The organism is Streptomyces aurantiacus JA 4570, from assembly GCF_000414115.1.
Lineage (GTDB): Bacteria > Actinomycetota > Actinomycetes > Streptomycetales > Streptomycetaceae > Streptomyces > Streptomyces aurantiacus_A.
Genome location: NZ_AOPZ01000307.1, coordinates 1 through 10677, shown reverse-complemented (window position 1 = coordinate 10677; position 10677 = coordinate 1). Strand labels below are relative to the sequence as shown.

The 10677-nt window shown below is 72.0% G+C and carries 10 protein-coding genes and 1 pseudogene; 3 read left to right on the top strand and 8 right to left on the bottom strand.

Annotation, left to right across the window (positions count from 1 at the left end):
• The first annotated feature begins 203 nt into the window (after window positions 1-203).
• Both STRAU_RS26905 and STRAU_RS44745 read left to right on the top strand, forming a co-directional pair.
• Window positions 204-1175 carry a quinone oxidoreductase family protein gene (locus STRAU_RS26905; protein WP_037662139.1) on the top strand — a complete coding sequence of 324 codons (972 nt, stop codon included), beginning with the start codon at window positions 204-206 and terminating at the stop codon, window positions 1173-1175.
• A 237-nt stretch (window positions 1176-1412) separates the two neighbouring features.
• Window positions 1413-1862 (top strand): annotated as a pseudogene (locus STRAU_RS44745) (helix-turn-helix domain-containing protein); the annotation flags it as partial.
• A gap of 189 nt (window positions 1863-2051) precedes the next feature.
• On the opposite strand, the gene STRAU_RS26895 reads toward STRAU_RS44745, so the two are convergent.
• The 7 genes from STRAU_RS26895 to STRAU_RS26865 all read right to left on the bottom strand — a co-directional run bounded on the left by STRAU_RS26895 (window position 2052) and on the right by STRAU_RS26865 (window position 9109).
• Window positions 2052-3299 carry a serine hydrolase domain-containing protein gene (locus STRAU_RS26895; protein ID WP_037662135.1) on the bottom strand — a complete coding sequence of 416 codons (1248 nt, stop codon included), beginning with the start codon at window positions 3297-3299 and terminating at the stop codon, window positions 2052-2054.
• 262 nt (window positions 3300-3561) lie between these two features.
• Window positions 3562-4644, bottom strand: coding sequence for a serine hydrolase domain-containing protein (locus tag STRAU_RS26890; protein WP_259299993.1), 1083 nt, complete (start codon window positions 4642-4644; stop codon window positions 3562-3564).
• A 186-nt stretch (window positions 4645-4830) separates the two neighbouring features.
• Window positions 4831-5763, bottom strand: coding sequence for a DUF6895 family protein (locus tag STRAU_RS26885; RefSeq protein ID WP_016643546.1), 933 nt, complete (start codon window positions 5761-5763; stop codon window positions 4831-4833).
• Window positions 5760-6494: a hypothetical protein gene (locus tag STRAU_RS26880; protein ID WP_016643545.1), complete on the bottom strand. Its 735-nt coding sequence runs from the start codon at window positions 6492-6494 to the stop codon at window positions 5760-5762. Before STRAU_RS26880 ends, STRAU_RS26885 begins: the two co-directional genes overlap by 4 nt.
• Before the next feature lie 68 nt (window positions 6495-6562).
• On the bottom strand, window positions 6563-6745 hold the full coding sequence (locus STRAU_RS26875; protein ID WP_016643544.1) for a hypothetical protein: 183 nt from the start codon (window positions 6743-6745) through the stop codon (window positions 6563-6565).
• A gap of 86 nt (window positions 6746-6831) precedes the next feature.
• Window positions 6832-7821 carry a phosphotransferase gene (locus STRAU_RS26870; protein ID WP_016643543.1) on the bottom strand — a complete coding sequence of 330 codons (990 nt, stop codon included), beginning with the start codon at window positions 7819-7821 and terminating at the stop codon, window positions 6832-6834.
• 58 nt (window positions 7822-7879) lie between these two features.
• Window positions 7880-9109 carry a glycosyltransferase gene (locus tag STRAU_RS26865; RefSeq protein ID WP_016643542.1) on the bottom strand — a complete coding sequence of 410 codons (1230 nt, stop codon included), beginning with the start codon at window positions 9107-9109 and terminating at the stop codon, window positions 7880-7882.
• A 507-nt stretch (window positions 9110-9616) separates the two neighbouring features.
• On the opposite strand from STRAU_RS26865, the gene STRAU_RS42490 reads away from it, so the two are divergent.
• Window positions 9617-10264 (top strand): response regulator transcription factor, encoded by a 648-nt coding sequence (locus tag STRAU_RS42490; RefSeq protein ID WP_016643541.1) that lies wholly within the window; start codon window positions 9617-9619, stop codon window positions 10262-10264.
• 55 nt (window positions 10265-10319) lie between these two features.
• Here STRAU_RS42490 and STRAU_RS26855 read toward each other — a convergent pair.
• Window positions 10320-10677 (bottom strand): enoyl-CoA hydratase-related protein (locus tag STRAU_RS26855; protein ID WP_037662130.1); only part of this gene is annotated, 358 nt, incomplete at its 5' end.

The window sequence follows — 10677 nt, the reverse complement described above, 5'->3', positions numbered from 1 at the left end:
CGCGCGGAGCGCGGGAGCAGCGGCGGTCGGGACGTCTGACCGGGGACGCCGTGCGGCGAGCGTGCGTCGGGGCGCAGGCGGGGGTTCAAAAGACACCGTCGGCGGCACCCTTCTCCCACGTGGGCACGACACCTCACCGCGAGCGGGAATCGAATCGCCACGACCGGAGTTGGCGAGGGAAATCAGCCGTTTCAGGAGGGGTCATGCGAGCGATTCAGGTTTCCGAAGTGGGCGGTCCCGAGGTGCTGCGACTGGTCGACATTGATCAACCGATGCCGGGCCCGGGCCAGGCGGTCGTGGAGGTCGCCGCGTCCGGCGTCAACTTCCTCGACGTATACCACCGCCAGGGCCGGTACACCCTCCCGCTGCCCTTCACCCCGGGCACCGAGGGCGCGGGCACGGTCCTCGAGGTTGGACCCGGCGTCACCCACGTCGCCGTGGGAGACCGGGTCGGCTGGGTGGAGATTCCCGGCACCTATGCCGAGCAGGCCGTCGTGGACTCCTCCCGGCTCGTGCCCCTGCCCGACGGCGTCGACTTCGAGGCGGCCGCCGCCGTGCTGCTGCAGGGCATGACGGCGCACTACCTCGTCAAGGACGCCTACCCGGTCCAGCCAGGCGACACGGTGCTCGTGCACGCTGCTGCCGGCGGCATGGGGCTTGTGCTGACCCAGCTCATCACCCATCTCGGCGGCAGAGTGATCGGCACAACCTCGACACCGGAGAAGGCCCAGCTGGCGCGGCGCGCCGGGGCCGCCGAGGTGATCCTCTACTCCGCAGTGGACGATCTCGCGGCCGAGGTGAAGCGGCTCCATGGCGGCCAGGGCCTGCCTGTCGTCTTCGACGGCGTCGGCAGGGACACCTTCGATGCGAGCCTCGCCAGCCTGCGACCCCGCGGCCACCTGGTGCTCTTCGGCGCCGCGAGTGGTGCAGTGCCGCCCTTCGACCCCATCCGGCTCGCCCAGGGCGGTTCGCTGACCCTGATCCGGCCAAGCCTCGGGCACTTCATCGCCGATCGGTCCGAGCTGCTCCGGCGCGCCGCCGACGTGCTTGAATTGGTGCGCACCAAGGCGCTTGAGACCACCGTGACGGCCCGCTACCCGCTCGCCGAGGTCGCCCGAGCTCACCGCGATCTGGAGGCTCGGCGTACCACCGGCAAGCTGCTCGTCATCCCCTAGGGCAACCGACGGAATTGACTGACCTGCAGGAACGTGGCTTCCGCCAGGCGTCGATCCCGCGCAGCTGTGTCCGCGATCCCGGGTGATGACCGCCAACGGGAGCCAGCTGCGGTGCGAGCGCAGGCAGAGCCGTGATGCCCGGCCGACCGTCGACCGCGTTTCGTCACCTGGGCAAGCCCATTCCGTCGGTGGCACAACAAGGCCCGCACAGCGAACGAGGGCGTGCCCGCACTCCAGATCGCTTCTTACGGGTTTTCGCCAGCTCAGCAGGATGAGATCTGGAGACGCCGGCGCGAAGGGCAGTCGTTCAGCTTGGTCGGGCGGGCGCTCGGGGCGCCGATGCAGCACGCTCAGCGCGGCCTCTGAGCGGCGGCGAGCGGGAAGAGATATCCCGTGGCATCGCCGCCGGGGAATCGGCCCAGCAGTTGGCCAAGCGGCTGGGCAGATCCCCTTCGACCATCTCCCGCGAGATCGCCCGCAACGGCGGCCGGGACCGCTACCGAGCCGCGTCGGCCGATGCGGCCGCCTACGAGCGCGGGCGCCGGCCCAAGCAGGCCAAGCCCGCCCAACGGCCTGCTCTACGCGCCCTGGTGGAGGCCAAGCCGGCCCATGCGTCGTCCGAAGATCGCCCGCCGACCCACCGGGCGGGGCATCATCCGCGGCATGGTGTCCATCACCGCCCGCCCCGAGCTCTCGGCTGCGCTCGAGCAGGGGGTGCCCCCATGGCGCACGCACCGACCGCCGCGGCGCCCGCACTTCGCGCGGACGATGGGGGTTCAAAGACAGGCTTTCACATACCAGACGACCGTCGGCGTGGCCCGGTGGCAGAGACTCCGGGCCCCAGGAGGCCCGCAGCTCGGCGGTCGGCGGTCGGTGTCAGCGGGTGATGGTCTGTATCTCCTGGTCGATGATCTCCCACAGCGGCACGCCGTCGCAGTTGCTGAGGATGACGCCGACCCAGCCGGTGTCCGGGTAGATGTTCCAGCTCGCGCCGGCACCGGGGTCACCCCCTGCACGTCCCCACACCCACTGGCCGTTAGTGATGTGGACCGGCAGCGTGTAGGCCCCGAACGATGCGTCGGCGGGGGCTGCCCGGCCGCCCCGTAGGCCGCCCCCCTGAGGGGGATGCGGATGCTTGGGCCCGGTAAACAGCTCGGCGTAGTGCGGGTCGAGGACCGTGCCGTCGCTCAGCGCTTGCGCGAACCGGACCAGGTCGGGCGCGGTGGCGAAACCGCCGTCCCCGGGAGCGTCGATGAAGTTGCGGCCCGGGTTCTTGCCCGGCTGGTGCGGGCTCGGACTGCCCTTGTCGAGGTTGCGGACGGCGTCCACCAGACTGCCGTCGGCCAACTCCATGTAGGGGTGCGCGATGTGCTTGTCCGTGAGCCACTGCGGTCTGGTGACGAACGCCGTTCCGGTCATGCTGCAGCGCTTGAAAATGTGCTCCTCGACGTAGTCCCAGTACGGCCTGCCGGTCACGACCTCCACGATCTGTGCAGGAATGGCTACCTCGGCTCCGGCATGGTCGGTGGGGGTACCGGGAGCGCTCACCAGCTCGGCTTGCCGTGCCCAGCGCTCGTTGTACGCACGGACCTCCTCCCGGCTCTGGAAGACGCGCTGCACGTCCACATCCGGGTTGTTCAGCCCGGAGGTTCCGGACAGCAGATGGTGGATGGTCACCTTCTCGGCAACGTCCTTGGCGAAGCCCGTCAGATAGGTGCCCACCGTGTCCCACAGCTTCACTTTGCCCTGCTGCGCCAGCTGCAGGATCGCCACGGCGCCGAACGGCTTGCCCGCCGAGCTGAGGTAGAACGCGACGCCCGGGTCGTTACGGACGCCTTTCTCCTTGTCCGCCATGCCGTAGCTGCGCGACAGCACCGTCCGGCCCCGGTACGACAGCAACACCACACCGGAGAACTTGCCCTCGGCGGCCAGCTTCGCCACGTACCGGTCGTAGGCACCGCCGGGCCGGGCGGCCGGCGGAATGGCGTCAGGATCGGCCGGGGCGGCACGGCCGGGGCGGGCGTTCACCACCTGCACGCCGCCCGCCGCCACACCCGCGGCGGCCACCCCGCCCCAGCGGAGCACCCGCCGCCGATCGACACCACGTACGGAATCCAAGACCATGATCACGTTCCTTCCATCGACACGGGCCCGCCACTGCCGCGCGGTGACCCCCTGCCTCCACCCAAGACGGAGGGATGTCGCTGCGGCGTATGCGTTTTTCGATACGCCTGTGATACGCCACTGGCCGTACTGTGCCCGGGGGACACGAGAGTCCTCGGCATCCCAGCTCGGCCGTAGGGCCGACGAGTCGTTCGTCACCGGCACCGCGATCGGCGTCGTCCCGTGGAGCCGCTCGACGACCGGCTCCGGTGCCGGTTCTCCCTCACGGGACCTGACCATCACGGCGGGACGCCGCGTCCTGAGCCAGTGACCACAGCTCCAGATACGCCCGCTGAATGAACGTGCCGGTCAGGGCGGGAGAGGTGTTGGCGAGGGCGGTGAGGGCCACGCCCGTCCGCGGGCTGAAGCCCGCGAAGGCGGTGAAGCCGCGGGTGCCCCCGGAGTGGTGGTACAGGTCGCCGCCTGGCCGGGGTCTGATGTTCCAGACGAGGGCGATGCGTCGGCCGGTGCGGGGCAGGACGAGGCGGGGTGTGGTGACGTCGGCGAGGGCGGTGCGCAGCGTGCCGGGGACGGTGGGGGGCGCGGTGGCCGGGTCGAGGAGGGCGTCGAGGGTCGCGAGGAGGTCCCGGGCGCTGGATCGGCCAACGCCTGCGCCCGGCAGGGCGGGAATCTGCCAGGGAGGGCGCGCCCGGCCGTGCCAGTAGCCGGTGGCCTGCGGCTGGTCGGTGGCACAGCTCGTGCGGGTGAGGCCGAGCGGGTCCAGTACGCGGGCGGCGAGCAGGGGGGCGAAGGCGCCGCCGGGGCCGTGTGCGGCGTGGGTCAGCAGGGCGCCGAGCAGGCCGACGCCCAGGTTGGAGTAGTGCACGCGGGTGCCGGGGGCGGCGCGCGGCCGGGTGCGGGCTAGGGCGCGGCGCAGGTCGGCGGCGGAGAAGTCGGCGTACGGATTGCTGAACCAGGCGGGCGCGCCCCGGCGCAGCAGGCCCGGCGGCAGCGAGGGCAGGCCCGAGGTGTGGGTGGCCAGATGGACGAGGGTGATGGGGGCGCCACGGAGGCGCGGGGCGGCGGTGCGCGGCAGGAAGCGGGTGATCGGGTCGTCGTACGCGACCTCGCCGCGCGCGACCATCTCGGCCAGGAGCAGGGCGGTGAAGGTCTTGGTGAGGGAGCCGATCTCGAAGCGCGTGTCGGGGTCGGCCGGCGGCCCGCCGCGCAGGGTGGTGCTGCCGGTGGCGAGGAGGACGCGTTCGGGACCGCGCCGCACCGCGAGGGCGACCGCGCAGGCGCCGGGGGCGGTGGTGCGCAGGTCGGCGAGCAGCTCCGCCGCCCAGGCGGGGATCTCCGCGCTCACCACTCCCCCGCCACCCCTGGCGGGTGCCCCGGCGTTCACCACTGATCCGCCGTACCGGCCGGGCGCCCCGCACTCACCGCTGTCCGCCTCCCCGGACGGGTACCCCCGCACTCACCACTGGCCCGCCACCCCGGGTGAGCGCCCACACACTCACCGCTGGCCACCCCGGGCGGGCCGCCCACGCACTCACCGCTGCCCCGCCGTCCCGCCCAGTGCCCGCGAGACCGCGAGGGTGCCCGCGATCGTGGCGACGACCGCGGTGTGCTGGTGGTCCTTGAACCGCAGGCCGGGGTCGTCGGGGACGGGTTCGCCGTCGCGGGGCACGAGGCCGTCCGGGTGCTGGACCCGGGCCAGGCGCTCCCAGTCGGCGGGCGCGCAGTACGGCTCCGGCAGGCAGCATCCGACGATCATCAGCTCGGCGACCAGGTCCCACTGCTCGATCTCGGCCCAGATGTCGATCCACACGGGCAGCCAGGTGGTCAGGTACTCGGCGATGTCATCGGGCAGGCCGGTGGGGGCGCGGCCCCAGTCGGTGAGGTGGAAGACCGTGTGGGTGGCGAAATAGCCGGTCATCCAGTCGACGAGCCAGGGCTCGGGGGTGGCGCCGAGCCAGGTGGCGCGAGTCAGCGTCGGCCAGTCGTAGCCGCGGCCGCCCTGGTCGAGGCCCACGACGCGGGCCGCGTTGGCGACGGCGAGCCCGCGGTTGGGGACGGCTTCGACGGCCCGCACCGAGCGCAGCGCGCTGGTGTGGGCGAGCAGCCGCTCCAGGGGTTCGTGGCGGAATCCGCAGCGGGCGAAGGGTACGTACGTCTCGAGCGGGTCGGTCATCATCGAGTACCGCAACAGCCGTTCGTAGAGCATGTCGCCCTCGCCGAACTGGCGCCAGCAGAAGTCCATCAGGTCGCGGGCCAGGCGCAGCTCGACGCTGCCCGCCGCGGACTCGCGCAGGACGAGGGAGGCGGCGAGCGCGGTCTCGCCGAGGGGTTTGTAGACGCTGTCGGGATCGCCGAGGTCGACGGTGGTGTCCGCGGGCAGCGCGCCGCACTCCCGGTGGACGTGCAGCCAGGCCAGGGCCTGGGCGCTCACCTGGTGGGCGGTCCGCGTCACGGAGGCCGTCATGGGGCCTCCGGTCCGAGCAGGCACCGGGCGATCGCGACGTCGAGCGCGAGGCGCGGGCCGCCGCCGTGCAGCCGGAGGTGCTCGACCAGGGGCACGGGGTCGAGCGGCAGGCGCACCCCCTCGGCGTGCAGCAGCGCGAGCCAGCGCGTGATGCGGGCGGCGGTGGGAAAGTCGCGACGCAGCACGGCGCGGGTGGCACCGCGCGCGAGGGCCAGCGGGGCGGCGCGGGCGGCGGCGTGCACCGGGCCGTCGAGCGCGGGCAGGGCGAGCGGGGAGAGCTGGCCCATGCGGACGGACCAGTGCTGCCAGTCGGTGTCGGAAGCGCCGGAAGCGCCGGTTTCCGGGAAGCCCTCGCTGCCGCTGTCGGCGTCGGCGGCCGCACTGTCGGCGCGATCCGTGAGCACGGGAGCGCCCGATGGCCGTGGCGCCAGGAGGCCCGCTGTTCCGGCGAGGCGGGCGAGGAGCGCGGCGGTGGCCCAGTCCCGCCAAGCGGCGACCCAGGGCTCGGCGGGCCCTGCAGGGGGCGGGTCGGGCGTGCGCACCGGTGGCGGGAACACGGCGAAGGACTGGGTGACGGCGGCCGCGTCATCGGGGTGGAAGACCGCGTCCGCAAGCAGGTGGGGAGCGAAGGCGTCGGCTCCGAGGAACCGGATGCCGGCCAGGGCCGCCTTCGGGTCGTCCGCCCGCTCGACGTGCTCGGCCACGAAAGCCGTGCCCTCGACGCCGCGCAAGACATCAAGGGCACGAAGAGCCAGGTCAGCCGCCGAAGCGGCGTAAACCGTCTGCGACCGATCGGGACTCACTTTCCCTTCGGCTCCTTCGGCTCCTTCGGCGAGATGAGCAGGCCCAGGAGAAGCTCTCCCTTGGCCTCCGGCGCATACGTCGGCGCGTCGCTCAGGGCCGCCTCAGGCTCCACCATGGCCGTTCCGAGCACCGTGGTGTCCGTCGGAGCGATGAGAAGCGGTGTGTGCTGAGCAAGCATCAGTGCCTCCTCATGTAGACGTCGCCACCCTCTTCAGTGACGCCCACCCTCGCACCATTTTAGGGCAATTCATCAATATTGTCTGTTTAGTTAGCAGTGGCCAGTTGTGTCACTGTCTCCTCGAAAGCGCCCCACGCGGACCGCGTATCGGCGGTCTCTTCGTGCGGCGCGCGGAACCACCCCACGAATTCGGCCACGTCCAGCAGGTTCCACCGCAGCCGGTAGAGCGCGAGGGCGGCCGGGTCGGGGGTCCGCCCGGTCAGCCCGGCGTAGTGGGTCAGGGCCGCCGGATCGTCCGCGAGCAGCGACAAGTCCCGCTCGGGGACGGCGAGTCCCACCGTGTCCCAGTCCACGAGCAGGTACCCGTCGTCACCCTCGATGAGGTTGCCCGGGTGCGGTTCGCCGTGGGTGACGACGAGCGGTGCGCCGCGGTGGCGTACGCGCTCGGCGAGCGCCTCGAAGTCGGCAAGGCGCGAGCGGACCGTCGCGGCGTGTACGGCGAGCAGACGACGGGCCGGTTCGGCGAAGGGGCCGCCCGGCCAGGGGCCTGCGAGGTCGCTCAACGCGGCGTGCACGTCGGCCAGTCCGGCTGGTTCCAGCGTGGTCGTCGGGGTGCTGTCCGGCGGCGTACGACCGTGGAGCCGAGCGAGCAGGCCGAGGACGCGGTCGCGCTCCGCGTCACTCAGTTCCTGGCCGAACTCGCCCGCACGGCCCCCGACGTGAGGGAAGACCGTGAGCGCGTACCGTGCGTCCAGCGGGACGACCGAGCTGCCGTCGGCGGCGGGGACGGGGGCGACCACGAACCGCAGACCGTCGTCGCTCGCACGCAGCGCCACCGCCGTGTCCATGGCCTGCCGCAGACCCTTGAGCGCCGCCTCGGCATCCGCCCCGCAGTACTCCTTGTGGTCCAGGTCGGAGACGGTGACGAACCAGCCGCGCCCGTCGTCGCCGGTGACCTTCCAGTGGTGGTCGCCGAAGCCGACGGGCGTGTACGTGACGGCGGTTGGCGTGATCCCGTATCCCGCCAAACCGCGCAGCAGGGTCTCGTCTCGCAGATTGTCCGGGCGGTCCTTCATGGGGCTCACGCTAACAACTGCCTTGAGGATGTGGGCAGTTGATTTCGCCCGTCGACGCTCAGCGGTCCAGCGCCCGCCGGAGCGCCGCGTCCACGGGGCCGAAGGCGTCTTCGGTGGCGAGCCAGGCCGCCAGCGCACCGGCGCGTTCCCGGTACGTCGGGTCGCTCGTGGCGCGGACGAGCGCGTCGGCGAGGCGGGCGGCGGTGAGCCCGGGCAGGGGCAGCGCGCACGGTGCCGTGCCCAGCGCGGTGAGGCGGCCGGCCCAGAACGTCTCGTCGAACTGGACCGGGACCGGCACGGCGGGCACCCCGGCGCGCAGGCCCGCCGCGGTCGTGCCCGCTCCGGCGTGGTGGACCACGGCGGCCACGCGGGGGAACAGACGACTGTGGGGCACCTCGCCGACGGTGATGATGTCGTCGCCGGTCGCCGTCAGGCCGGCCCAGCCCTGCTGGATCACTCCGCGCAGGCCCGCGGTGCGCAGGGCGCGCACGATCAGTTCGCTGAGCCGCCCGGGGTCCGGGACGGTGGCGCTGCCCAGGCCGACGAAGACCGGTGCGGGACCGGCGTCGAGGAAGTCCTCCAGCTCCGCGGGCAGTTGGCCCGTCTCGTGCGGCCACCAGTAGCCCACGACGTCGAGGCCGGGCCGCCAGTCGGCGGGGCGGGGCACGATGTGCGGGCTGAAGCCGTGCAGGACCGGCCACCCTTGGCGTTCGCGGGTGCGGCGGGCGGCCGCGAGGCTGCTCGGTGGCAGGCCGAGCCGCACGCGGACGTCACGGGCGGCGTCGGTGAAGATCCGCTCGATGACCGCGTTGACGGCGTGCCCGGCCAGCCTGTTTCCGGTGGGACCGAGGGAGCGCGCCCCCGCCATGGGGGGCGAGAACGCCCGGGTGGGGTGCATGGGTTGAAGGTTGACGCCGACGCTGGGCAGCCCGAGGCCCTCGGCGATGGCGCAGCCCAGCGGGGCGACCGCGCCGGACAGCACCAGCACGTCGCTGCCCTTCGCCGCCTCGACGAGCCCGGGCGTCAACTGCCCTGCCACCGACTTGGCCAGGGCCATGACGCGCAGCAGCTTGCCCATGCCGGTGCCGCTGCGGTGCAGGGCGCGGCCCCGGTCCGAGTGCGACTCCGCCCTGGGGTCGACCGGCAGGGCGTGGAAGCGGACGCCGGAGCCTTCCGTCAGGCGCGCGAACAGCCCGTGGGTCACCAGGGTGACCTCGTGCCCGGCTGCCACGAGGGCGGCGCCCAGGCCGGTGAAGGGGGCCACGTCGCCTCGTGAACCTGCCGTCATGATCGCAACACGCACAGACAGCAGTATCGCTGAAGTTTCCACCGATTCACCGATATGCACATCGGCCAGTACCCCGAGTACCGTACGGTTTCCCGTACACGGTACGACAAGTGGCTGCCGGTGGACCCCGCGTCCGTGGCAGTCTCTAGCCAGTCGTCTGGCATCCGCCGGACGGCGAGGAAGGAACGACTGAATCCGATCGCGGAATGTCCAACAGGGCGTCGAGGATTGACAGATTCCGGTTTCGGAGTGACCAACGGGGTGTCGAGGAACGATCGATTCCGGCTTCGGAATCTCCAACGGGGTGTTGTCTCACTAATTGATTACGTGACGTTGAAGGCTCCGAGTCCCGGCCTGACCAGCCCACTCCCTCGGGAGTCAGCCGCACGGGAGGCCCATCGGCCCCGCGCGGCATCAGAGCCTGAATCTCCTTCACACGCCGTGCTCAGGGCGGCGCCGGGACATGGCAGACCACATCCGCTGCACTCACTGTGTGAGGAGTTCTCCATGCAAGCGTTAGGTGTCCTCGTCGTGGACCGCCATCCCGTCATCAGGTACGCGCTGTCGTCCCTGCTGGACACAAGAGTGGCGTGGACCGCCGAAGCGGCCACGAGCGACGAGGCATGGAACGCCGTCAGGCAGTGCTGGCCGGGTGTCGTCGTACTCGAGCTGGAGCTGGAGGGCACGACCAGCGGTGCCGATCTGTGTCAGCGGGTGAAGGCGATGGAGAACGCGCCCCGGGTCGTGGTCTTCACCGGAGACGCCTCGCCCGGCGCCGTCGTCACCGCCATCTCGGCCGGAGCCGACAGCTTCCTGCACAAGAGCGTCGGCAGCGCGGAACTGGCCGACGCCGTGGTGCGCACCCACCTCGGCCAGCGCATGTGGATACTCGGCAAGAGCGAACGCGACCACATAGACGTGCGGAGCGTCACGCCCGACGGGCTGCCCGCCATCACCCGCCGGGAAGAACAGGTGCTGAGCCTCGTGCTGCGCCGGTACACCAACGAGGAAATCGCCGGTGAACTCTCCCTGGCCCCGCAGACCATAAAGAACCAGGTCAGCAGCGCCCTGCGGAAGCTGGGCGTCAGCGGACGCCGCGAGCTGTTCCGCAAGTACTCCTCCCAGGCCGGGGTGACCACCGGAGCCAGGGGCTGACGGATCGGGCCGTCGCCCGCAGATCCGTCGTCAGCAGATCCCTCGCCCGCAGATGTCATCCTGTTCCACCCGAACGCCCTTGGACGAAGTCGCGTGCCCCGGCGCGCGCGCCGGGGGAATCGATGATGTCGGACAGCAACTCGCGATGAGCCCGGTACTCGTCGGCGAGCTCTCCGTCGCGTGCCCGGGCGAGGACGGCCTTGCTCGCGAGGACAGCGTGGTCCGCGTGCGCGGCGATCTTCTCCCCGAGCTCACAGGCGGCCGCCAGCGCCGTCCCCGCGGGCACGACGCGGTTGACGAGCCCCAGCGAAAAGGCGCGCTGGGCGTCGATCGGCTCGCCGGTCAGAGCCATCTCCATCGCCACGGCGGGCGCGATCGCGCGCGGCAGCCGCAGCAGACCGCCGGCCGCCGCC

What these genes read in the sequence shown, in the direction of transcription:
- STRAU_RS26870 (WP_016643543.1), bottom strand. Translation starts at nt 7,821, where the DNA reads ATGAAGGACCGCCCGGACAATCTGCGAGACGAGACCCTGCTGCGCGGT.
- STRAU_RS26885 (WP_016643546.1), bottom strand. Translation starts at nt 5,763, where the DNA reads ATGACGGCCTCCGTGACGCGGACCGCCCACCAGGTGAGCGCCCAGGCC.
- STRAU_RS26875 (WP_016643544.1), bottom strand. Translation starts at nt 6,745, where the DNA reads ATGCTTGCTCAGCACACACCGCTTCTCATCGCTCCGACGGACACCACG.
- STRAU_RS26865 (WP_016643542.1), bottom strand. Translation starts at nt 9,109, where the DNA reads ATGACGGCAGGTTCACGAGGCGACGTGGCCCCCTTCACCGGCCTGGGC.
- STRAU_RS26895 (WP_037662135.1), bottom strand. Translation starts at nt 3,299, where the DNA reads ATGGTCTTGGATTCCGTACGTGGTGTCGATCGGCGGCGGGTGCTCCGC.
- STRAU_RS26905 (WP_037662139.1), top strand. Translation starts at nt 204, where the DNA reads ATGCGAGCGATTCAGGTTTCCGAAGTGGGCGGTCCCGAGGTGCTGCGA.
- STRAU_RS42490 (WP_016643541.1), top strand. Translation starts at nt 9,617, where the DNA reads ATGCAAGCGTTAGGTGTCCTCGTCGTGGACCGCCATCCCGTCATCAGG.